The sequence below is a fragment of the Nonomuraea longispora genome (genome assembly GCF_004348345.1).
Lineage (GTDB): Bacteria > Actinomycetota > Actinomycetes > Streptosporangiales > Streptosporangiaceae > Nonomuraea > Nonomuraea longispora.
The window spans coordinates 1-22,309 of record NZ_SMJZ01000155.1; the positions used below are offsets into that span (position 1 = coordinate 1).

Sequence of the window (22,309 nt, forward strand, 5' to 3'; positions counted from 1 at the left end):
GCATTCGCGCAGGTGGTCCTCGAACAGGAGCTGCTCGACGTACGGCAGCGCGTGCGCGGCGTAGACGCCGGCAAGGGCGTGGGGGTCGTGGGGGTCGTCGTTCATCGGTTCCTCCTTCGCTGGAGAGCCCTGGCCGTGGGGCCGCCCGCGGGCGCGGGGAGGAGGACTACGGTGGACGGCTCACGCATGTACTTCGGATCCCCGGGCATGTCGGATGCCCGGGACTCCGGCTTGTCGAGTTCACTGGGTGAGGTTCATGGGATGCGTGATAGCGGGCGGCGGGCCGGCGGGTGCGGTCCTCGCGCTCGTCCTGGCCAGGGCGGGCGTCGAGGTGACGCTGCTGGAGAAGCACGGCGACTTCCTGCGCGACTTCAGGGGCGACACGATCCACCCGTCGACCCTGCAGGTGCTCGACGAGCTGGGACTGGCGCGGGATCTCCTGCGGCTGCCCCACAGGAAGGCGTACGAGGTCGGCATCGTCACCGACACCGGCGAGATCAGGCTGGCGAACCTGCGCGGCCTGCCCGGTAAATACGACTACATCGCGTTCGTCCCGCAATGGGACTTCCTCAACCTCGTCACGTCGGCGGCCGGGACATACCCGAATTTCCGGCTGCTGATGAACTCCGAGGCGTACGACCTGATCCGCGAGGACGGCGCCGTGCGCGGGCTCCGCTACCGCGACGGGTCGGGCGAGCACGAGATCAGGGCGGCCCTGACCGTGGCCTCCGACGGGCGTTCCTCGATCCTGCGCGAGCGGGCCGGCCTCGTGCCCGAGGATCTCAGGGCGCCGATGGACGTGGTCTGGTTCGCGCTGCCCAGGAACGACGGGGACCGTGACGACACGTTCCTGCGGATCTCGAGCGGCGCCATGATGGTGGCGATCAACCGGGAGACGTACTGGCAGCTGGCGTACGTCATCCCCAAGGGCGGATTCTCGGCGCTCGTGAGCGGCGGCATCGACGCTCTGCGCGAGCCGGTGGCCAGGCTGCTGCCGTGGCTGGCGGACCGGACGGGCGAAATCCGCGGCTACGACGGCGTGAGCGTGCTCACGGTCGCGCTCAACCGGCTGCGCGGCTGGCACCGGCCGGGACTTCTGTGCATCGGCGACGCCGCGCACGCCATGTCGCCGGTGTTCGGGGTGGGCATCAACCTGGCCGTCCAGGACGCGGTGGCCGCCGCCAACCTGCTGGCCGGTTCGCTCAGGTCCGGCGCGCCGATCCCCGAGCGGACATTGCACCTGCTGCAGAGGAGGCGGATGACGCCGACCAGGGTGACTCAGACGGCCCAGCGGGTGGTGCACAATCTGGTGATCCGTCCCGCTTTGTCGAGCCGGTTCGACCCGTCGGTCCTGCCCCGCGACCTGACGAAGGTTCCGCTGGTCAACCGGCTGATCCCGCGGTTCATCGGGTTCGGCGTGCGTCCCGAGCACGTGAACGTCAGGGAAAGCCCGCCGTCCTGAGCCCGAATCCGGATAACTGCCTTCTCACAACGTGGACAATGGGGTCGGTAGGGGTGACCCAGTGGAATACCCTCGTATCTCGTGAGCAGCAATCTCGTGGATCTCGATTCCTGGCGAGCCCTCCCCGCGGCGCAGCAGCCTGACTGGCCCGACCCCGGTGAGCTCGACAAGGTCGTCGCCGAGCTCGGCGGCCTGCCCCCACTCGTCTTCGCGGGCGAGTGCGACCAGCTGAAGGACCAGCTGGCCGCCGTGGCCCGCGGCGAGGCCTTCGTCCTGCAGGGCGGCGACTGCGCCGAGACGTTCGCCGGCGCCACCGCCGACAACGTGCGCAACAAGCTCAAGACACTGCTGCAGATGGCGATCGTGCTGACCTACGCGGGCAAGGTGCCGGTCGTCAAGATCGGCCGGGTCGCGGGGCAGTTCGCCAAGCCGCGCTCCAAGGGCACCGAGATCCGCGACGGCGTGGAGCTGCCCGCCTACCGCGGTGACATGGTCAACGGCTTCGAGTTCACCCCGGAGGCCCGTAGGCCCGACCCGTGGCGACTGCTCAAGGCCTACCACTCCTCGGCGGTGACGCTCAATCTCGCGCGCGCCTTCACCAAGGGCGGCTACGCCGACCTGCGCCAGGTGCACGCCTGGAACCAGGACTTCGTCGCCGAGTCCCCGGCCGGGCGCCGCTACGAGAAGCTGGCCAGGGAGATCGACCAGGCGCTGGCGTTCATGCGGGCCTGCGGGGCCGATCCCGAGGAGTTCCACACGGTGGAGTTCTACTCCTCGCACGAGGCACTCATCCTCGACTACGACCGCGCCCTGACCCGCATCGACTCCCGCACCGGGCTGCCCTACGACGTCTCGGCGCACATGGTCTGGATCGGCGAGCGCACCCGCCAGCTCGACGGCGCGCACGTCGACTTCTTCTCGTGCATCCGCAACCCGATCGGCGTGAAGCTCGGCCCCTCGACGACGCCCGAGGAGGCGGTCTCGCTGGTGGAGAAGCTCAACCCCGGCAACGAGGCGGGCCGGCTCACGTTCATCACCCGGATGGGCGCCTCCAAGATCCGCGATACGCTGCCCGCGCTGGTCAAGGAGGTCAGCGCGACCGGTGCCAGGGTGGCCTGGATCTGCGACCCGATGCACGGCAACACGTTCGAGGCGCCGAGCGGCCACAAGACGCGGCGGGTCGACGACGTGCTCGACGAGGTGGCCGGTTTCTTCGAGGTGCACAGGTCGCTCGGCACGCACCCCGGCGGCATTCACATCGAGTTCACCGGCGACGACGTGACCGAGTGCGTGGGCGGGGGCCACGAGATCGGCGAGACCGACCTCGCCACCCGCTACGAGACGGCCTGCGACCCGCGGCTCAACCGCGGCCAGTCGCTCGACCTCGCCTTCCAGGTGGCCGAGCTCTACCGCGGCTGACCCCTCTGAACCTGTGTCCCTCCCTTCCGGGTCCGGACACGTACGGCCCGGTTCGTCCTCGTGCGGGGCGGCCGGGCCTTCCGCTGTTCACCACGCGGCCACGCAGGTCACAGAACGTGATGTGCGCCTCAATGGCGCTCTCCGTCATCACCTTTTCTGGAGATTTTGGCGGTTTACCCCGCTATGATCGCCGCAAACAGGGCGAATTATCGGGAGAAAAACGTGGATGATGCCCCCGAGGGGGTCGACCCCAACGTCCCTAACGTCGCGCGAATGTATGACTACTTTCTCGACGGCAAGGACAATTTCGCGGCCGACCGTGCAGCGGCGGAGCAGATCCTCAAGACCTTCCCCCACACCAAGGAGGCCGCCCGGTCGAACCGGGCGTTCCTGCGCCGCGCCGTACGCCATCTCGTGGACGAGGGCGCGCGCCAGATCGTCGACCTCGGAGCCGGCCTGCCGACCCAGGGCAACACGCACGAGATCGCCACGGAGGCGCGTGTCGTGTACGTCGACTACGACGCCGTGGTGTGCGTGCACGGCAGGGCGCTGCTGGCCCGCCGCGACAACGTGGACTTCCTCCAGGCGGACGTACGCGAGCCCGACGCGCTGCTGGACAGGCTGGACGGCCTGGTGGACTTCGACCGCCCGGTGGCGTTCCTGATGCTGACCGTGCTGCACTTCGTCCCCGACGACCTCGCCCACCGGGTGGTGACGAGGCTGCGGGACGCCAGCGCGCCCGGCAGCCACCTGGTCATCAGCCACGCCGTGGACCCCAGGCCCGACATCACCCAGCAGGCCCTGGAGGTATACCGCAAGGCCACGGCCGCGCTGAACTTGCGCACCCGGGAGGAGATCGAGCGCTTCTTCGACGGGTACGAGCTGGCCGAGCCCGGTCTGGTGCACCCGTACGACTGGCGCACGGACGATCCGGGCGACCCGGGCAAGGGCATCACGTTCGGGTACGTGGGAGTCGGCCGCAAGCCCTGAGGGCGATCACGCGAGAGCCCCGCCGTGAGCGGCGGGGCTCGCCAGGGTCAGTTCTTCTGGGCGTTCTTCAGCTCCTCGTTGAGCTCCGCCCTGATGGCGTCCATGTCGAGCGCCCGAACCTGCCTGATCAGGTCTTCCAGCGCGGGGGCCGGGATGGCGCCCGCCTGGGCGAAGACCACGATGCCGTCGCGGATGGCCATCAGCGTGGGGATCGAGGTGATGTCGAAACCCTGCGCCAGCCCCTGCTCCGCATCAGTGTCGATCTTCCCGAACGTGATGTCCTCGTGCTTCTCCGACGCCTTCTCGAAGATCGGCCCGAACTTCTTGCAGGGCGGGCACCATTCGGCCCAGAAGTCGAGCAGGACGATCCCCTTGTCGGCGATGTCGTTGAAGGTCTTCTCTGTCACTTCGATGGTCGCCACAAGAGGCTCCTCGTTCGTCGCTACGTCTGTGACCGTTAGAACTCAATACCCTGCCCGGTGATTCCGGCCCTACGCCAGAGCGAACTCCACCACGGTGAGAGGCAGCATGACCCGTTCGATCTCCTTGCCCGCCCGGTCCCAGATGTGGTTGAAGGCGGGCTGCTCGGCCCGGCGCCCCAACCGGCCGAGGGGCACCGTGTGCGGACCGGCGACCGCGATCATACGGCCTCGCCAGGGGCTCCGGGCGGCATCAGGCCCTTGTCCCGTCCCCCTTTCCAGCTGTGTGATGAGTCGTGATCTCAACGGAAGGGGATCCTACTGACGACTGTCCCCTTTCCACTGTCTACCTTCCGCCGGGCAGGGTCAGCCCTGCGATCACCGGGTCGTGGTCGGAGGAGCGGTAGGCGTCAGGCCGGTAGAGGTCCGGCGGGTTGAACTCGGTGTTGTAGTCGCGGATGCGCGGCTCGTCGGCGTTGACGTGCCAGATGGTCGCGCCTGTCACGCGCCCCCGCAGTTCCCTGCCGACGAGCACGTGGTCCAGTTCGCCCGCGAGCCCGTCGAAGACGTAGCTGTAGCGCTGCGGCGCGGGGACGAACCTCTTGGTCACGCTGGCCAGACCGCCCCTCTCAAGGGTCCTGATCGGGTCCTCCTCGCCGTAGGCGTTGAGGTCGCCGAGCACGATCGGTCCCGGCAGGTCCGCGACGATGCCGAGCAGCGCCTCGGCCTGGGCGACGCGGGTGGCGTTCCAGCAGCCCTGACCGTCACCCTGGTCGGCGTCGGGGCCGCTGGAGGGGCAGCTGCCCTTCGACTTGAGGTGGTTGACCACCAGCGTGAACGGCCGGCCACCGCCCTTCCCGCGGAACGTCTGGATCAGCGGCGGCCGGCTGAACACCGCGTCCTGCGACGCCCTGGTCTCCCCCACCGGGGTCAGCCTGGCGGGCTTGTAGATCAGGCCCACCTGGATGGCGTCGGTGCCCGGGTGGGGGTGCGTGAGCGCGGCGTACGTGCCCGCTCCGACCTCGGCGTTGACGGCGTCCACGAGCGCCTGCAGCGCGGTCCGGCCGTTGTTCTCGACCTCCATGAGCGCGACCGCGTCGGCGTTCACGCCCTTGAGCGCGGCCACCAGCTTGGCGAGCTGACGCCGCTGCTCCTCGGCGTCGCCGGCGCCGCGCGAGCCGAGCGTGGTGAACCAGTTGAGGGTGTTGAACGAGGCCACCTTCACGTTCCCGGCCACCGGTGAGGGTCTGCGCGGGCGCGGGTTGGCGCTTCTGTACGCGACCGGCTTCGTGGGCTGCAACCGGTACGCGCCGAAGCCGTACCCGAGCACGCCCGTGAGCCCGCTCGCCACGTCGCCGGCCCGTACGACGGGCGGCAGCGTGGCCGGGTTCTCCCTGGTGGAGCCGTCGTCGACGAGCAGCGACCGGCGGGCGTTCGCCGCCGGGACCACGCCGCGCCGGTCGGTCGGCTGGAAGAGCCGGCCCTGGGAGGAGAGTGTGACCTCGCCGTAGCGGCCCGAATTGTAGTGCTCGGTGACGGTGAGCGGCTGCGGGAACGTCAGCAGCATGTTCTCGACGGGCTCCAGCCCGCCGGAGGGCAGCAGGTACGGCCGCGCAGCCACGCGTCCCGTGCCGCACACGTCCACGGCGGTGACCGGCGACAGCTCCGTCCACCCGTTGAACTCGGTGGCCCGGCCGGTGACGAGAACCCGGTCGCCGGGTTCGACGTCCTTGACCGCCTCCCCCGCGTACGCGAACAGCCCTTCGGAGGTCCGCGGGTCGGCGTCCGGGCGGGGATCCTGGAGGAAGAAGCCGCCGAGCTGGTCGGTCCGCTGGAAGTCACCGGTGACGACGCCCTCGACCCGCACGGTCTGGCCGGCCAGCGGGGTGGCGTCGCCCTCGCCCTGCACCTGGGAGATCCGGTGCGTGGCGGTGGTGGCACAGGGGGCGGGCGGCTCGGCCTGAGCCGGCGTGGTGAGGAGAGCCACGGACAAAACCACGGGCAGAACCACGGGCAGAACCACGGGCAGAACCACGGGCAGGGACGTGGGGAGGGCCGCCGCGATCAAGGCGGTGAGGGATGCTCGGGATAAAGCGCGCATGCCTGGCACAATAGAGGTAATTTAGACCGCATTTTTTCACACAAAAGTGGATAGAACATTAAATCATCCAATCTTGACATTGGGCCGCCGCGGGTATGACCACGGCATGGACTGGGTCACCTGCGCGCATTCCGCCGGCTGCACCGGGGTCGCCGTCCGCCCGGCCGGCCACTGCCTCGCCCACCTCCCTCCCGACCACCTCTCGGAAGCGCTCGCCGCGCTGCGCCCCGGCCGCCTGCTCGACCTGCGCGGCACCACCGTCAACGGCGACCTGATGTCCCGGGTCATCGAGGCCGCGGGCGGCAGGCCCGGCCGGGCACGGTTCGACCGGGCCCGCTTCACCGGCGACATCCGGCTGCCGGGCGTGACGTTCACCGGCGACGTGTCGCTCGACGACGCCAGGTTCGACCGGCTGGCCTCGTTCTTCGGCGCCCGGTTCGAGGGCAACGTGTCGCTGGCCGGCGCCCGGTTCGCCCGCGAGTTCTCCTTCCACGGCGTCACCGTGCGCGGGCACGTCTCGCTCGACCGGGCGCTGATGTCCCGCGACGCGCTGTTCAGCCAGGCCGTGTTCGGCCACGGGCTGTCGTGCGAACGGGCCAGGTTCGACGGGTACGCCGCCTTCGACGGCGCCCGCCTCTGCGGCGGAGCCGCCTTCAGGGGCACCCGCTTCGGCCGTACGCTGTCGTTCCGCAAGGTCATGGGGAACGCCGGCTTCGACGCCGCCCACTTCGCGGGGGACGCGTACCTGTCGGCCACCGGCCGGCTCTCGGCGGCCAGGGCCCGCGCCGACGGCCTGCTCGACGTGGTCGTCGCCCGGTGCGGCGTGGACCTGCGCGGGGTGGCGGTGTCGGGCCCGACGACGTTGCGGCTGACCGACTCGCAGGCCGACCTGGAGGGCGCGGTGCTGCGTGGCCCCGCCGTCGTGACGGGCAAGGGCAGGTCCACGCTCACCTCGCTGCGCCGGGTCGAGGCCGCCGACCTGGCGCTGTCGGGGCTGGACCTGTCGGCGTGCCGGTTCGCCGGCCTGGCCCATCCGTCCGGAGTGCGGGTGGAGGACTGCGTGTTCTCGCTCACTCCGCGCGGCGTGCGGGTGAGCCTGCGCCGGCCGATGGTGCGCTGGTTCTCCCGCCGCCGCGCGCTGGCCGACGAGCACACCATGCGCCGCGGGCCGCACGCGGCAGACCCCGCCGCGACGCCGGACCACCTCGCCGCCCTCTACGCCGGACTGTCCCCTGACGACCACGTCACCTCCGCCGACTTCGCCTCCGCCGCCGTGGAGATGCGTCGCCTGGCCGGCCACCGCTGGTGGCCGTAGGGACGGCGCTCAGAGCTCGTCCACGACGGCGGCGATGGTGCGCAGGATGGCGTTGCGCCAGCCGCCGCCCATGATCCGGCGTGACAGCTGCCGCAGCTCGTCGTCAGGGTCGAAGCCCTCGTGGTGGATGAACAGCCGGGTGCCCCTGCCCTCGGGCACGAGCGCCAGGTGACCGTCCAGTCGGCGCGTCCGCCGTCGCTCCAGCTGAGCTTCAGCAGCCGCTGCTCCTGGATCTCCAGCACCTGGCAGTGGACGACGCCGTCGAACCCGACCTGCTTCTTGGGGGCCGTGGTGAACGTGAACCGGTGCCCGGCCTCCGGCTTGAAGTCGTTGGGCATGAGCCGGCGGGCGACCAGCTCCGGCTCGGTGAGCGCCCGCCAGACCTTCGCGGGCGGGTGGGCGATGAACTGGTCGACCTTGATCGCGCAAGGGTCGTCAGCCGTCGTGTCGCGGGTCATCGTCGTCCTCCATCTCGTCGAGCACGGTCGTGAGGGTGGCGAGCCGTTCCCGCCAGAACCGTTCGTACGGGCTGAGCCAGTCGCGGATCGACATGGTCGTCGAAGCGCGCGACAGCCTGACCGACACCGCCGACGCGCTGGAGGCCGAGGGCCTGGAGCGGGCGGAGGCGGAGCGGGTCGCGGTGGCCGAGTTCGGGGAGGTGGCCGAGATCGCCTCCGGCTACCAGGCCGAGCTGACCGCCTCCGCGGGCCGGCGGCTCGGTGTCCTGATGTTCGCCGGCCTGCCGATCACGGTGCTCATGTGGTCACTGCTGTGGCGTGCCTACCCGCCCTCCGACGACTTCGTCGCGCTCACGCTGGGGCTGGCACCGCTGGTGGTGGCCGCCGTGGCGCCGTACGTGCTGGCCAACGAGGTGTGGCTGGTGGCGGGCGCCGGGACAATGTTCGGGGTCTACCCGCGGCCACCGGGTTCGCGTCGCCGCCCGTCCACCCGCTCGGCGTGCTGCTGGGCGTGGTGATGACGCTGCTGTTCGCCCTGCACGGATGGACGTTCCTGGCCTGGCGCACGCCGGGCGGGTTCGGCGCCACGCGGTCGGGCCTGGCGCTGCTCGCGGCGGGGCTGGTCGCCGCGATCCCCGCGGTGGGGGTGCTGGTGGGGGTGCTGGTGGGCGCGATGCCGTACCTGCTGGGGCGCAGCGCACCCCCTGCCACGCTGAATGTGCTCAGTGTCATGGTGCTGCCGTTCGCACCCATCATCCTCGGCGCGCAAATATGGGTATGGCGGACTTTCCATCCTGGTAAGGACGCCTTCCGGTTCCCGTCGTTCTTCTGAGGACACGTGCACAAGGATCTCCTGCGACTCATGCGGGCCGAACGCTCGGTCCGCCGCCACCTCGCCGTCACCATGGCCGCGGCCGTGCTGGCGGGACTGCTCGTGCTGGTGCAGGCCGAACTGCTCGCCGGGGTGCTGTCCGGCAGGTTCGCCGCCGCCGCGCTGGCCGCGCTCGCGGCGGTGGTGTGCGTACGCGCGCTCCTCGCCTGGACGCAGGGTGTCTTCGCCGGGCGCACCGCGACCGGCGTCAAGTCGGCGCTGCGCCACCGGCTGCTCGCCCGCCTGCGCGAACTGGGGCCGGAGAGGCTTGCCGCGCACCGCTCCGGCGAGCTCGTCACGCTCGCCGGGCGCGGCCTCGACGGGCTCGACGCCTACCTGACCGGCTACCTGCCCGCCATCGCGGTCGCCGCGGTCGTGCCCGTGGCCGTGCTGGTCCGGTTGTTCGCCGCCGACCTCGCCAGCGCCGTCATCGTGCTCGTCACGCTGCCGCTGATCCCCGTCTTCGGGGCGCTGGTGGGCATGACGACCAAGGCCGTCACCGAACGCCAGTACCTCGCGCTGTCGCGGCTCGGCGGGCACTTCCTCGACGTGGTGCGCGGGCTGCCCACCCTCCGGGCGTTCGGGCGGGCCCGCTACCAGGCGGGCGTCATCCAGCAGGTCGCCGACGCCCACCGGAGCGCCACCATGCGGACGTTGCGGGTGGCGTTCCTGTCGTCGCTGGTCCTGGAGTTGTGCGCGTCGCTGTCGCTGGCGCTGGTGGCGGTGCCGATCGGACTGCGGCTGCTCGGCGGCTCCCTGGACCTGACGACCGCGCTGCTGGTGCTGCTGCTGGCGCCGGAGGCGTACCTGCCGCTGCGGGCGATGGGGACGCGCTTCCACGCGTCCATGGAAGGGGTGGCCGCCGCCGACGCGGCCTTCGCCGTGCTCGACCGTTCCGCCGCGGACCAGGACGAGCCCGTACGCCGCCCGGCCGCCGTACCGGCGGGGACGCCCGCTCCCGCGCCCGCGGGAGCCCCTGAGATCCGGCTGGAGGGCGTGACCGTGCGCTACCCGGGCCGGGACGCCGCCGCGCTGGACGACGTCTCCCTCACCATCGGCCCGCGCGAACGGGTCGCCCTGGTCGGCGAGAGCGGCGGGGGCAAGAGCACGCTGCTCCACCTCGTCCTCGGCTTCGTCCAACCATCCGAGGGGCGGGTGCTCATCGACGGCACGGACCTGCGCGACCTCGACCCGGCGAGCTGGCGGGCGCGGCTCGCGTTCGTGGCGCAGCGGCCGCACCTGTTCGCCACGACGGTGGCGGGCAACATCCGGCTCGGCGCGCCGTCGGCCTCCCTGGAGGAGGTCCGCCGGGCGGCCGACGCCGCGTACGCCGGCTTCGTGGCCGGCCTGCCCCGGGGGTTCGACACCGTGGTCGGCGAGGGCGGGGCCGGGTTCTCGGCGGGCCAGCGTCAGCGGATCGCGCTGGCGCGGGCCTTCTGCCGCCCCGAGGCCTCGGTGCTGCTGCTCGACGAGCCCACAGCCCGCCTGGACGGGCGGAGCGAGGCCGCCGTGGTGGCGGCGACCGGGGACCTGGCCCGGGGCCGTACGGCCGTCATCGTCGCGCACCGGCCCGCGATGATCGACCTCGCCGACCGGGTGGTGCGCCTCCACGAGGGCCGCGTCGTCTCCGACACCACCCGCCCCGCCACGACGGCGGACCGGGTGGAGACCGGCCCGCCAGGCGGCTCCCCAGGAGGCGCGGGCCCGGTCGGTGCGCCGGCGCGGGACGAGACGGCCGGGCACGCCCGGAGCGGCCGGCAGGTGGCGGACGGCAAGGAGGGCGGACGATGAACCGGCGCATGGGGACGCGACTCGTCTGGGCCGTGCTGGCCGGGTCGGCGGCCGACCTGGCGGGGCTTGGGCTGATCGCCGCCGCCGCGTGGCTGATCACCAGGGCAGCCGAGCAGCCGCCGCTGGCCGCGCTGAGTGTGGCGATCGTGGCGACCAGGGCGTTCGCCACCGGCAAGGGCGTCTTCCGCTACGCCGAACGGCTCACCGGGCACGACGTCGCGCTCCGCGCCCAGGCGGGCACCCGTGAGCGCCTCTACCAGGCGCTCATCCCGCCCCAGCGCCCCCGTCACGGCGGCGCCGACCTGCTCAGCCGCATGGTCGACGACACCGAGGCCGTACAGGACCTGCTGGTCCGCTGCATGCTCCCGGCCGCCGCGGCGGCGATGGCCGGGCTGGCCGCCGTGGTCATTGGGCTGACGATCCTGCCGGTGGCGGCTCTGGTGCTGGTGGCGGGCCTGGTACTGGCCGGGGTCGCCCTGCCCGTGGGCACGGCGGCCGCAGCCCGCCGCTGGTCGGCCAGAATCGCCCCGGCGCGGGCGGCGCTGGCGGGCCGGGTGGCGGACCTCGTGCACGGCGCCGCGGACCTGGCCGCGTACGGCGCCGACGACGCCGCCCTGGACCGGGCTCTGGCCGCGGACGAGTCGCTGGCCGCACTCGAACGCCGCCAGGCCCGCGTCCACGCCGCCGCCCTGGCCGGAGGCATCCTGGTGCAGGGGCTGACGGTGGCGGCCGTCGTCCTGCTCGCCCAGGGGGCGGGAGCCGGCTCGGTCGGGACGGCCGTGCTGGCGCTGACGTCCCTGGTGGCCTTCGAGCCGGTGCTGCCCCTGGCCGCGGCGGGCGAGCGTATGGCGGGCATCACGGCGGCGCTGCGGCGGCTGCGCGAGGTCGGCTCCGCCGCGCCCGCGGTGGGCGAGCCGGCCGAGCCCGCGCCACGGCCCCGAGGCCCCCTGACCGTCGAGATCGACGACCTGGTGGTACGCCACGCCGCCAGGGAGGCGTTCCCGGCGGGTGACCCGGCCACCTCCGCCGGCCCCGAGGGGCCCGGTGAGCCGGTGGACGGCGGCCGGCCGGCGCTGGACGGCGTGTCGCTGCGGCTCACGCCCGGCAGGCGGGTCGCCGTCGTCGGCCCGAGCGGGGCGGGGAAGAGTACGCTGCTGGCCGCCCTGATGCGCCTGGTGGAGCCGGAGTCGGGCACGGTCACGGTGAACGGCACCGACATCCGTGAGCTCTCCGGTGACGACGTGCGGACGTTGATGACGGGCCTCACCCAGGACCCCTACATCTTCCGTGCCGCCCTCCGCGACAACCTGCGCCTGGCGGGCCCGGAGGCGAACGACGAGGAGCTATGGCGCGCCGTACGCGATGCCAGGCTCGACACGTGGGTGGAGCGCACCGGCTGGGACACCGAGCTGGGCGAGGACGGCAGGACCGTGTCCGGCGGGCAGCTGCAGCGGCTGGCCCTGGCCAGGGCGTTGCTGTACGACCCTCCTGTGCTGCTGCTCGACGAGCCCGCGGAGGCGCTCGACGAGGAGACGGCCGACCGGCTCATGGCGGACCTGCTCGACGTGACCAGGGACCGCACCACGCTGCTCGTGACGCACCGGCTCAAGGGGCTGGAGACGGTCGACGAGATCGTCGTGCTCGACGAGGGCCGCGTCGCCCAGCGCGGCCGCCATGAGGAGCTCGTCTCCGCGCCCGGCTACTACCGGGACCTGTGGGAGTCCGAGGTCCTGACCAGGCGTTAGACCGCACCACGCGGAACCTCGCCTGGCGGCATTGTGTTGGCGGCGCAATCTGGTTTACGATACAAACCAGTTTGCGATAGCGAGGAGTTTGCAGTGGTAGACGACGACCGGACGGCGGATCCCGAGGAGATGCTCCGCGTCATGGAGGAGCAGCGCGCCGCCACCACGAAATGGCTCTACGGCGACCCGCTGCTGCTCTACACACCCTGGGGCGTGGCCTGGCTGCTCGGCTTCACCGCCTTCTTCCTGCACTACGGGCTGGACGACCGGTCGTATGCGCCGATCTCTCAGATGCAGGCGCTGACGGTGCTGATGTGCGCGCAACTCGTGGCAGCCGCGATCGCCGCGTTCGGCATCGTGCGGATGAACAACCTCGTCCGGGGCGACAGCACGGCCCGCGGCGCGATGTACGGCTACGCGTGGATGGCCGGCATGATCCTCATGGTCGTCATCTGCCTCCGGATGGGCCCCCTGCTGCCGCCCGACGAGACCGGCCTGCTCTGGGCGGGCACGTCGCTGCTGGTGGTGGGCGTGCTGCACATGGCCGGCGGCGCGCTCTGGCTCAACTGGCCGATGTTCTTCATCGGGGCCTGGGTCGCCGCCGTCGACGCGGTGGGCGTGCTGCTCGGCGCCGGCTGGCACGCGCTGCTGACGGCCGTGCTGCTGGGAGGCGGCTTCGTCGTGGCCGGGGTGTGGCTGCGGAGGCGCCCGGCGTGAGCACGGACAAGACGCCCCCCGATCTCGACCCGGTGATCCACGCGCAGGCGAGACTGCGGGTCGTCGCCACGCTCAACGTGCTCGCCGAAGGTGACGAGATGGCCTTCGGCTCCATGAAGGAACTGCTCGGCATGACCGCCGGCAACCTGTCGGTGCACCTGACCAAGTTGGAGGAGGCCGGATACGTGCGGATCACCAAGACCCACAAGGGCCGTACGCCCGTCACGTTCGTGGCACTCACCAGGCGCGGGCGGCTGGCCTTCGAGGAATACACCAAGCAGATCCGAGCCCTGCTCGACAACGCGGGGCTCGACAACGCCGGAGGCGTCACATGACCGTCATCGCCCGAGCGGCCGAGATCACCCGCCGCTACGGAGACGCGCTCGCTCTCGACCGCGTCACGCTCGACATCCGCGCAGGCGAGATCGTCGGGCTGCTCGGCCCCAACGGCGCGGGCAAGTCCACCCTCATCAACCTGTTCGTGGGACTGCGCCGCCCGACCTCCGGCACGGTCACGCTGTTCGGCGGCTCGCCGCAGGACCCGGCCATGCGGCGCCGCATCGGCATGACCCCGCAGGAGACCGGGCTGCCCGAGACGTTACGCGTCGGTGAGATCATCGACTTCGTCTCGGCGCACTTCCCCGAGCCGTGCGACAAGGACGAGCTGCTGGCCCGCTTCGGCCTGAGCGACCTCATCAAGCGGCAGGTAGGCGGCCTGTCCGGCGGCCAGAAGCGACGCCTGGCCGTGGCGCTGGCCTTCACCGGCAACCCCGAGCTGGTCTTCCTCGACGAGCCGACGACCGGGCTCGACGTCGAGTCCAGGCGCTCCCTGTGGGACGGCATCGCGTCCTTCCACGAGGAGGGCGGCACCGTGCTCGTCACCAGCCACTACATCGAGGAGATCGAGGCGCTGGCCAGGCGGGTCGTCGTCGTGGGCCACGGGCGCGTGCTGGCCGACGACACGATGGAGTCCGTACGCGGCATCGTGGGAGTGCGGCGCGTCTCGTTCACCGCCGACCTGCCCGACCCGGAGGGGCTACCGGGCGTGCTCGGCGCCGAGCGCGCCGGCGACGGCCGGATCAGCCTGGTGACCACCGATCCCGACCGGCTGGTCGTCGAGCTCGTGACGGGCGGCACGCCGTTCACCGGCCTCGAGATCAAGCCCACCACGCTCGAAGAGGCGTTCCTCGCCATCACCTCGAAGGAGGCCGCGCATGTCTAGCCTGGTCGTCGCGCACACCCGCTATCTCATGATCGAGCAGATCAGGGTGCCCATCGGGCTTCTGGCCAGCGCGCTGTTCCCGTCCCTCTCGATGGTGGTGTTCGTGGTGCCGATGGCGGGCGACCACGCGCAGGCGGCCACGATGGCGTCGGCGTCGATGATGTTCTTCGGCGCGACCTCGGGCGCGCTCATCGGGCTCAGCATCGCCGTCGCCATGGAGCGCGAGCAGCCGTGGAACCCCTACCTGCGCACGCTTCCCGCGGGCCCGTTCCCCCGCTTCACCGGGCGGATGGTGTCGACGCTGGCCGTCATGCTGGCATCGGTGGTGCCCGTACTGCTGGTGGCGGCGCTCCTCACGGAGGCGACGATCACGCCGCTCAGGCTGCTGGCCGGGCTGGGCGCGCTGGTCGTCTGCGGGATCCCGTTCATGCTGATGGGGTTGTTCCTCGGCTACGTGCTGACGTCGAAGGCCGTCGTCGCGGTGTCACAGCTGCTGTTCTTCCCGCTCGCGATCCTCGGCGGGCTGCTGCTGCCACCGGCCCACCTGCCCGACTTCATCGCGGTCGTCTCGCCATACACGCCCACGAGGGGCGCGGCCGAGCTGTTGTGGGCGGTGACGGCGGGCACCAGCCCCGACGTGGTCTCGGTGGTCATGCTCGCCGTGTGGACCGTGGTGGCGGCGGTGGCCGCAGGATGGGCCTACCGCCGCGACGAGGGCCGCCGTTTCTCCTGATCATGGGGGGTGTGCCGCCGAGTCCGCAGCGATCTCAACGGCACACCCGTCCATGAGGGGGTCCTGTTATTTCTTCTCTTCGAGGGTCACGGTGGCCTCGCCGGCCTTCCCGTCCCTCATATATGTGATCTTGACCTCTTGGCCGGGTTTGAAACCTCTGACCTGTCCCACCACAGTATCTCCGCCGTCAACCGACTTGCCGGCGATCTTGGTGATGAGGTCCCCCTCCTGCAGCCCGGCCTTCTCCGCCGGGCTGCCCGCGGTGACCTGCCTGACCAGGGCGCCCGGCACGTCGCCGGTGGCGTCGGTGACGCTCACGCCGAGGAAGGCGTGGGTGACCTTGCCGCTGCTGATGAGTTGCTCGGACACCTGCTTGGCGGTGTTGACCGGGATGGCGAAGCCGACGCCGCCGCCGGCCGCGTCGGAGGCGATCGCGGTGTTGATGCCGACCAGTTCGCCCGCGGCGTTCACCAGCGCGCCGCCGGAGTTGCCCGGGTTGATCGAGGCGTCGGTCTGGATCGCCCCGCCGATCGTGGTGCCGCTGCTCTCCTGACCCTGCTGGGGCCAGGCCGGCGGAAGCTGCTGGCGCGGCTCGTCGCCGGTGGTCAGCGTACGGTCCAGCGCGCTGACGATGCCCGCCGTGACCGATCCGGCCAGGCCGAGAGGGCTGCCGATGGCGAGCACGGCGTCGCCCACCTTGAGCTTGTCGCTGTCGCCGAGCGTGGCCTTGGGCAGCCCCGAGACGCCTTCCGCGCGGATGACCGCGAGGTCGGTGGCGGGGTCGGTGCCGACGGCGGTGGCCTTGGCCGTCTTGCCGTCGCTGAACTTGACGGTCATCTGGCCGCCGCCGGGCTCCACCACGTGGTTGTTGGTGAGGATGAGGCCGTCCTCCGACAGCACGACCCCCGAGCCCTCACGGGTCTGGCCCTTGATCATCACCACGGTCGGCTGTACCTTGGCCGCGACGTCGGCGACGGTCATCGGATCGGCGGCGGACTTGAAGACGGGGCTCGGCGTGCCGGTCTCGGCGACCGGCTCAGGCTGGAACGAGGTGGCCACGGTGGCACCCACGACACCGCCGCCGACGGCCACCGCGGCCAGGGCCAGCCCGGCGATCGCCTTCCTGCCGGCGGAGAACCCGGGCTTCTTCGGTGGCGCGGGCGGGGGCGGAGCCGGCTGCTCCATTCTTTGCGTTTCCCGGCGGGGAAAGCCCCCGGCGGACGGCGGGGTGGCGCCGAACTGGCTCCACCCGCCGGAGCTCTGCTCGCGAGGCTCGTTCGCGTCCATCTGTCATCTCCCTCAAGTCCCGATGACTCCAGAGTGCCAAGCCGCGCGTAAGAGCTGTTTAAGGCCGTGATCGGCGATGACAGGAGGCCGTTGACATGTGGTTTATCACCGCTGGTCAAGGGCCGGTCGCATGGAGCGAGATCGTGGTGGAGAATTATCTGCGGGACGGTGCCCCGGCACTGCGGGAGCCGCCGCTCGTGCCGGGCAGCTGTGACCTGACTTTTACGTTCGCGCCGGCCAGTACTCGTCGCGCAGCAGGCGTTTGTAGAGCTTGCCCGTCGGATGACGGGGAAGGTGCTCCCGGAAGTCGACCGACCTCGGGCACTTGTAGTGGGCGAGGTGCTCGCGGCAGTACGCGATCAGTTCCGCCTCCAGCCGGGGCCCGGCCTCCTCCATGGACGCGGGCTCGACCACGGCTTTGACCCGCTCCCCCATCTCCTCGTCCGGCACCCCGATCACCGCCACGTCGGCGACCTTCGGATGCACCGACAACATGTTCTCGGCCTCCTGCGGGTAGATGTTCACCCCGCCCGAGATGATCATGTACGAGCGGCGGTCGGTGAGGTGGAGGAAACCGTCATCGTCCAGGTAGCCGATGTCCCCCAGGGTCGTCCAGCCCCTCCCCCGCGGGTCCTGGGCCGAGCGGGTCCTGCCGGGGTCGCCGTGGTACTCGAAGCGGCCGCCGTTCTCGAAGAAGATCGTGCCGTGCTCGCCCGGCGGCAGGTCGTCGCCGTTCTCGTCGCAGATGTGCACGATGCCGAGCAGGGAGCGACCGACCGTCCCCTTGTGGCGCAGCCAGTCCTCGGAGCCGACATAGACGAAGCCGTTGCCCTCGGTGCCGGCGTAGTACTCGTGGATGATCGGGCCCCACCAGTCGATCATCTTCTCCTTGACGGGGACCGGGCAGGGGGCAGCGGCGTGGATCGCATACTTGAGCGAGGAAATATCGTATTTTGCCCGGGTTTCCGGCGGCAGCTTGAGCATCTTGATGAACATCGTCGGCACAAGCTGCGAGTGCGTCACCCCGTACCTCTCCACCAGCGCCAGATACCGCTCCGGGTCGAAGCGCTCCATCACCACCACCGTCGCCCCGAGCCGCTGGAACGTCAGGCAGTAACGCAGCGGCGCGGCATGGTAGAGCGGCGCCGGCGAGAGGTAGACGCTGTCGGACGACGGCGCGAACAGGGCCTCGATGAGCTTGAACAACATCCCGGGCTCGGTGAGCGCGCCGTGCGAGGACGCCGGCTTGACGCCCTTGGGCCGCCCGGTGGTGCCGGAGGAGTAGAGCATGTCCGCCCCGAGACACTCGTCGGCGATGGGGGTGACCGGCTGCCCGGCGACCGCCGCCTCGTACGACGCGAAGCCCTCCGCCACGCCGTCCAGCATGAGCCGCAGTTCGACCTCCGGCGTGGTGTCGGTTGTGGAGGTGGCGACGCCGGCCAGGTCGGCGCTCGAGATGAACACCCGGGCGCCGCAGTTGCCGACGATGTAGGCCAGCTCGTCGGCCTGCAGTCGCGAACTGACCGGCGTGTAGTAGAGGCCCGAGCGGTGCGCGGCCCAGGCGACGGCCAGGAAGAGCGGATGGTTGGCGAGCATGAAGGCGATGTGGTCGCCCGGCCGCAGTCCCGCCGCGCGGAACAGGTGGGTCAGCCGGTTCGACTCCTCGTCCAGTTCGCGGTAGGTGACGACCTTCCCGGAGCCCGCCATGATCACAGCGGGCTTGTCTGGGTTGGCTGCTGCGATGGCTCCCGGATACATGAACAGAACAGTATTCGGTTGCTCGGCCACCGCGCCAGAACCCGGCTCGCGAGGTTCTCCAGGCCGGCCAAACCGCGGCCTCGTCGTCGAGGCCGCGGCTCGTGGGCGGCGCGTCAGGCGGCCGCGTGGAAGATGTTCCGCCAGCCGCTGTGGTGGCCGGTCGGGTGGTGGCGGTTGCCCCTGCTCACGTCCACGTGGATGCGGACGGCGTCCTCGGCGTGGAAGGCGAAGTGCCTCGGGTGCCTGCCGCAGTTGCGGAACTGCTCGACGTACGAGGAACCGTTCTCACGCACGACCTTGAACGTTTCCCACGCACACTTGTTGCGGCCCGCCCATTTGTGGTTCGAGAGCGTGCTGTGCACGGTGTGGGAGCGGTCGTAACGCCACTGCCACACGTGCTTCTTGATTTTCTTCACGACCCACTTGCAGTGCTTGTGGCCCTTACGGTCCTCCCAGCACACGCGCTTCTTCACCGGAACCCACTTCACGTACCAGTGCTTGACGCGCTTCTTGTCGACCGACACGTGGCCGGACGCCTTGGCCTTGTGGTCGGTGGAGTAATAAGATCCCCAGCTCACGTCGGACGAGCGGGTGTCGGATGCCGTGCTGCCCGCCGTCGCGTTCGCGGCGGCCGGAGCGATGAGCGCCACCAGGACGGTGACGGCGACGCCGAGCATGATCCGCGCAAGGAATCGCACTTGGGCCTCCTCGGGAGAGGTTTTTCTGACCCCGTTTTAGTACGCCCGGCCGATTGCGCACCGCTTACAAATGACTTGCCGCCGGAAAGGCATTGATCGTCCGTTATTCCCGGCCACCTCAGGCGTTTCTCAATATCATTACGCGGGAATCAGCGAGCCGGCGTACTTCTGCTGGATGAAGTTCTTGACGCGCTGGCCCCGCAGCAGCTTGCCGAGGGCCACGATGTTCGCGTCCTTGTCGTGGCCCGCCCGCACGACCAGTCCTCACCGGCAGTGGCCCCGTGATCAGGTGTCTGATCACGGGGCCGCTGTCGTCCGACGCACTTCGCGGCGGTCAGGCCGCCATGGAGGAGGGGACCTGGGCGGAGGTGAGCGCCAGGTCCAGCACCTCGTGCACGTCGCTGACCGTGTGGATGGTCAGCTCGTCGCGGACCTCCTCGGGCACGTCGTCCAAATCCGGCTCGTTGCGGGCCGGGATGAGGACCGTCGTGATGCCCGCGCGGTGCGCGGCCAGCAGCTTCTGCTTGACACCGCCGATCGGCAGCACCCGCCCGGTCAGCGAGATCTCACCGGTCATGGCCACGTCGCCGCGGACGAGCCGCCCCGACAGCAGCGAGGCCAGCGCGGCCGTCAGCGTCACACCGGCCGAAGGGCCGTCCTTCGGTACGGCGCCCGCGGGGAAGTGCACGTGGACCGAGCGGTCCTTCAGCGCGGTCACCGGCAGTTCCAGCTCCGCGCCGTGCGAGCGGAGGTAGGACAGCGCGATCCTGGCCGACTCCTTCATCACGTCGCCGAGCTGGCCGGTCAGCGTGAGCCCGGTCTCGCCGGTCTCCGGGTCGGCCATCGACGCCTCCACGTAGAGCACGTCGCCCCCGGCTCCGGTGACCGCCAGGCCGGTGGCCACGCCCGGCACCGAGGTGCGCTGGCGCGACTCCGGCAGCGACGACTCCGGCACGAACTTCGGCCGCCCGATGTAGCCCACCAGGTCGTCCTCGCCGACCGTGACCGGCAGCTCGTCCCTGGCCGCCACCTTGCGCAGGATCCTCGCGACCGCCCGCTCCAGGGAGCGCACGCCCGCCTCGCGGGTGTATTCGGCGGCCAGCCTGCGCAGCGCCGCGTCGTCGACGGTGACCTCCTCGGCCGTGAGCCCGGCCAGTTCGAGCTGCCTGGGCAGCAGGTGGTCACGGGCGATCGCGACCTTCTCGTCCTCGGTGTAGCCGTCGAGGGTGACGACCTCCATCCGGTCGAGCAGCGGCCCGGGGATGGCCTCCAGGACGTTGGCCGTGGCCAGGAACAGCACGTCGGACAGGTCGAGCTCGACCTCGAGGTAGTGGTCGCGGAACGTGTGGTTCTGGGCCGGGTCGAGCACTTCCAGCAGGGCGGCCGTGGGGTCGCCGCGGTAGTCGGCGCCGACCTTGTCGACCTCGTCGAGCAGGACGACGGGGTTCATCGAGCCGGCCTCGCGGATGGCTCGGGCGACGCGGCCAGGCAACGCGCCGACGTAGGTGCGCCGGTGGCCGCGGATCTCCGCCTCGTCACGTACGCCGCCGAGCGCGACGCGGACGAACTTGCGGCCCATCGCCCGGGCCACGGACTCGCCCAGCGAGGTCTTGCCGACCCCGGGAGGACCGGCCAGCGCCAGCACGGCGCCGCTGCGGCGGCCGCCCACCACGCCGAGGCCCTTGTCCTGGCGGCGCTTGCGCACGGCCAGGTGCTCGATGATGCGGTCCTTCACGTCGGACAGGCCCGTGTGGTCGGCGTCGAGCACGGCCCTGGCGCCGACGATGTCGTAGTTGTCCTCGGTGCGGTCGTTCCACGGGATGTCGAGGATCGTGTCGAGCCACGTGCGGATCCATCCGGTCTCCGGGGACTGGTCGGGGGTCCGCTCCAGCTTGTCGACCTCCTTGAGCGCGGCCTCGCGCACCTTCTCCGGCAGGTCGGCCGCCTCGACGCGGGCGCGGTAGTCCTCCTCCTCGGTCTCGGAGTCGCCGTTGAGCTCCTTCAGCTCCTTGCGCACCGCGTCGAGCTGCTGGCGCAGCAGGAACTCGCGCTGCTGCTTCTCCATGCCCTCCTGGACGTCCTTGCGGATCGTCTCGGCGACGTCGAGCTCGGCGAGGTGCTCGCGCGACCACTCGACCAACCTGGCCAGCCGGTCGGCCGGATCGGCGGCCTCGAGCAGCTCGACCTTCTGCGCCGTGCTCAGCCAGGGGGTGTAGCCGGAGCTGTCGGCCAGCACCGAGGGGTCGTCGATCTGGTTGACCTGGTCGACCACCTGCCAGGCGCCGCGCTTCTGCAGGATCGTGGTGGCCAGCGATTTGTACTCCCTGGCCAGTTCCTGGGCGCGCTCGCCGGCGGCGACGGTGTCGATCGTGTCGGCCTCGACCCACAGGGCCGCGCCGGGGCCCGTCGTGCCGGTGCCCACGCGGACACGGTCGACGCCGCGCACCACGGCGGCCGGCTCGCCGCCGGGCAGCCGCCCGACCTGCTCGACCACCGCCTGCACGCCGATGGCGCCGTAGCGGCCGTCTATGCGGGGAACGAGGAGGACCCGCGGTTTGTTGCCACCGGATGCGCGGGCCGCGTCTATGGCAGCGCGCACGTCGGAGTCGGACAGGTCCAGCGGAACCACCATGCCCGGCAGGACGACCTCGTCGTCGAGCGGCAGGACCGGAAGGATCAAGCTCTCACTCATGCGAACTCCAAAGGGTTGAGTACAACAGACTCAATTCATCGGAGCCTCGGATTGTTCCCTTCTTTGCTGCTGTTCGCTCACAGCGAGCGTAATCATGTAATCGGAATACTTGGGAGTGACAGCCGGAATCCGCCCCTGGTGTGACGCGGCGCAGGTGGCCCCGACCGTAAGCTCGACCAGGTGATCTCCGTCCGACGCGCCCGCGACCTCGTCCGCCGGCGCCCTCGTCGCTCCAGCGCCGCTCCCGGCGAGCGGCCCGACCGCGCGGCCGACGCCGGTCCCGCGCCGGAAGCGCCCCCGACGGAGCCCGGCGGCGTCTCCGGCGCCGCACCCGCCACGGGTCTCAACCCCGCAGCCGGTCAGGACACCAGAGATCTCACCCGGACAGCCGGCCAGGAGGACACCGGATCCGACCCCCTACCGGCCACGGGTCCCCGCCCGGCGCCCGGCGACGAGAACACCGGAATTCATGATCCCGTGCCCGGCGACGACAACGCCGGAGGACTCAGCCCCGCGCCCGCGAACGACAACACCGAAGCACCCACCCCCACACCCGAGAACGACAACACCAGAGCGCCCGACCCCGCAGCCGGCGACGAGGAGGCCAGGGGCGGCTCGTCCGGGGCGAGAG

The 22,309-nt window shown here is 71.0% G+C and carries 20 protein-coding genes and 2 pseudogenes; 13 read left to right on the forward strand and 9 right to left on the reverse strand.

Annotation, left to right across the window (positions count from 1 at the left end):
- Window positions 1-256 precede the first annotated feature (256 nt).
- From E1267_RS31495 to E1267_RS31505, 3 genes are all read left to right on the forward strand, one after another.
- A complete protein-coding gene (locus E1267_RS31495) occupies window positions 257-1,462 on the forward strand; it encodes an FAD-dependent oxidoreductase (protein ID WP_165959902.1) in 1,206 nt (401 codons plus the stop codon).
- 81 nt (window positions 1,463-1,543) lie between these two features.
- Window positions 1,544-2,881, forward strand: a complete 1,338-nt coding sequence (locus E1267_RS31500) for a class II 3-deoxy-7-phosphoheptulonate synthase (protein WP_132337862.1) — start codon at window positions 1,544-1,546, stop codon at window positions 2,879-2,881.
- A 183-nt stretch (window positions 2,882-3,064) separates the two neighbouring features.
- A complete protein-coding gene (locus tag E1267_RS31505) occupies window positions 3,065-3,871 on the forward strand; it encodes an SAM-dependent methyltransferase (RefSeq protein ID WP_132337864.1) in 807 nt (268 codons plus the stop codon).
- Window positions 3,872-3,918: 47 nt separating this feature from the next.
- Here E1267_RS31505 and trxA read toward each other — a convergent pair whose 3' ends face one another.
- The 3 genes from trxA to E1267_RS31515 form a co-directional block, all read right to left on the reverse strand.
- Window positions 3,919-4,293, reverse strand: coding sequence for a thioredoxin (gene trxA, locus E1267_RS31510; protein WP_132337866.1), 375 nt, complete (start codon window positions 4,291-4,293; stop codon window positions 3,919-3,921).
- 69 nt (window positions 4,294-4,362) lie between these two features.
- A complete protein-coding gene (locus E1267_RS44785) occupies window positions 4,363-4,515 on the reverse strand; it encodes a hypothetical protein (protein WP_165959903.1) in 153 nt (50 codons plus the stop codon).
- 121 nt (window positions 4,516-4,636) lie between these two features.
- A complete protein-coding gene (locus E1267_RS31515) occupies window positions 4,637-6,277 on the reverse strand; it encodes an ExeM/NucH family extracellular endonuclease (protein WP_246064379.1) in 1,641 nt (546 codons plus the stop codon).
- Window positions 6,278-6,497: 220 nt separating this feature from the next.
- Between E1267_RS31515 and E1267_RS31520 the strand changes: the two genes are divergently transcribed.
- The gene (locus E1267_RS31520) at window positions 6,498-7,706 is read left to right on the forward strand and encodes a pentapeptide repeat-containing protein (protein WP_132337870.1); all 1,209 of its coding nucleotides are present in this window, start codon (window positions 6,498-6,500) and stop codon (window positions 7,704-7,706) included.
- Window positions 7,707-7,715: 9 nt separating this feature from the next.
- On the opposite strand, the gene E1267_RS46715 is transcribed toward E1267_RS31520, so the two are convergent.
- Both E1267_RS46715 and E1267_RS48085 read right to left on the reverse strand, forming a co-directional pair.
- The gene (locus E1267_RS46715; protein ID WP_246064380.1) at window positions 7,716-7,865 is read right to left on the reverse strand and encodes an SRPBCC family protein; all 150 of its coding nucleotides are present in this window, start codon (window positions 7,863-7,865) and stop codon (window positions 7,716-7,718) included.
- Window positions 7,866-7,930: 65 nt separating this feature from the next.
- Window positions 7,931-8,164 (reverse strand): annotated as a pseudogene (locus E1267_RS48085) (SRPBCC family protein); the annotation flags it as partial.
- 92 nt (window positions 8,165-8,256) lie between these two features.
- Here E1267_RS48085 and E1267_RS46720 point away from each other — a divergent pair.
- From E1267_RS46720 to E1267_RS31565, 8 genes are all read left to right on the forward strand, one after another.
- The gene (locus E1267_RS46720) at window positions 8,257-8,682 is read left to right on the forward strand and encodes a permease prefix domain 1-containing protein (protein ID WP_181957865.1); all 426 of its coding nucleotides are present in this window, start codon (window positions 8,257-8,259) and stop codon (window positions 8,680-8,682) included.
- Complete coding sequence (locus E1267_RS31535; RefSeq protein WP_181957866.1) at window positions 8,664-8,996, forward strand: hypothetical protein; 333 nt, start codon at window positions 8,664-8,666, stop codon at window positions 8,994-8,996. The genes E1267_RS46720 and E1267_RS31535 overlap by 19 nt, the downstream gene beginning before the upstream one ends.
- 6 nt (window positions 8,997-9,002) lie before the next feature.
- The gene (gene cydD / locus E1267_RS31540) at window positions 9,003-10,826 is read left to right on the forward strand and encodes a thiol reductant ABC exporter subunit CydD (RefSeq protein ID WP_181957867.1); all 1,824 of its coding nucleotides are present in this window, start codon (window positions 9,003-9,005) and stop codon (window positions 10,824-10,826) included.
- Window positions 10,823-12,571: an amino acid ABC transporter ATP-binding/permease protein gene (locus tag E1267_RS31545; protein WP_246064381.1), complete on the forward strand. Its 1,749-nt coding sequence runs from the start codon at window positions 10,823-10,825 to the stop codon at window positions 12,569-12,571. The genes cydD and E1267_RS31545 overlap by 4 nt, the downstream gene beginning before the upstream one ends.
- Window positions 12,572-12,664: 93 nt before the next feature.
- Window positions 12,665-13,288 carry a transporter gene (locus tag E1267_RS31550; protein ID WP_132337872.1) on the forward strand — a complete coding sequence of 208 codons (624 nt, stop codon included), beginning with the start codon at window positions 12,665-12,667 and terminating at the stop codon, window positions 13,286-13,288.
- Entirely contained in the window at window positions 13,285-13,623 is a 339-nt protein-coding gene (locus E1267_RS31555; protein ID WP_165959904.1) for a transcriptional regulator, read from the forward strand. Before E1267_RS31550 ends, E1267_RS31555 begins: the two co-directional genes overlap by 4 nt.
- Window positions 13,620-14,510, forward strand: coding sequence for an ABC transporter ATP-binding protein (locus E1267_RS31560; RefSeq protein ID WP_132337876.1), 891 nt, complete (start codon window positions 13,620-13,622; stop codon window positions 14,508-14,510). Before E1267_RS31555 ends, E1267_RS31560 begins: the two co-directional genes overlap by 4 nt.
- Window positions 14,503-15,243: an ABC transporter permease gene (locus tag E1267_RS31565; RefSeq protein ID WP_132337878.1), complete on the forward strand. Its 741-nt coding sequence runs from the start codon at window positions 14,503-14,505 to the stop codon at window positions 15,241-15,243. The genes E1267_RS31560 and E1267_RS31565 overlap by 8 nt, the downstream gene beginning before the upstream one ends.
- Window positions 15,244-15,309: 66 nt before the next feature.
- Here E1267_RS31565 and E1267_RS31570 read toward each other — a convergent pair whose 3' ends face one another.
- From E1267_RS31570 to lon, 4 genes are all read right to left on the reverse strand, one after another.
- Window positions 15,310-16,530: a S1C family serine protease gene (locus E1267_RS31570; RefSeq protein WP_132337880.1), complete on the reverse strand. Its 1,221-nt coding sequence runs from the start codon at window positions 16,528-16,530 to the stop codon at window positions 15,310-15,312.
- A 222-nt stretch (window positions 16,531-16,752) separates the two neighbouring features.
- Window positions 16,753-18,288 carry an AMP-binding protein gene (locus E1267_RS31575; RefSeq protein WP_132337882.1) on the reverse strand — a complete coding sequence of 512 codons (1,536 nt, stop codon included), beginning with the start codon at window positions 18,286-18,288 and terminating at the stop codon, window positions 16,753-16,755.
- 113 nt (window positions 18,289-18,401) lie between these two features.
- Entirely contained in the window at window positions 18,402-18,986 is a 585-nt protein-coding gene (locus tag E1267_RS31580) for a hypothetical protein (protein ID WP_132337884.1), read from the reverse strand.
- 334 nt (window positions 18,987-19,320) lie between these two features.
- Complete coding sequence (gene lon / locus E1267_RS31590; protein ID WP_132337886.1) at window positions 19,321-21,678, reverse strand: endopeptidase La; 2,358 nt, start codon at window positions 21,676-21,678, stop codon at window positions 19,321-19,323.
- A 180-nt stretch (window positions 21,679-21,858) separates the two neighbouring features.
- Here lon and E1267_RS31595 point away from each other — a divergent pair.
- Window positions 21,859-22,309: pseudogene (locus tag E1267_RS31595) on the forward strand (hypothetical protein); the annotation flags it as partial.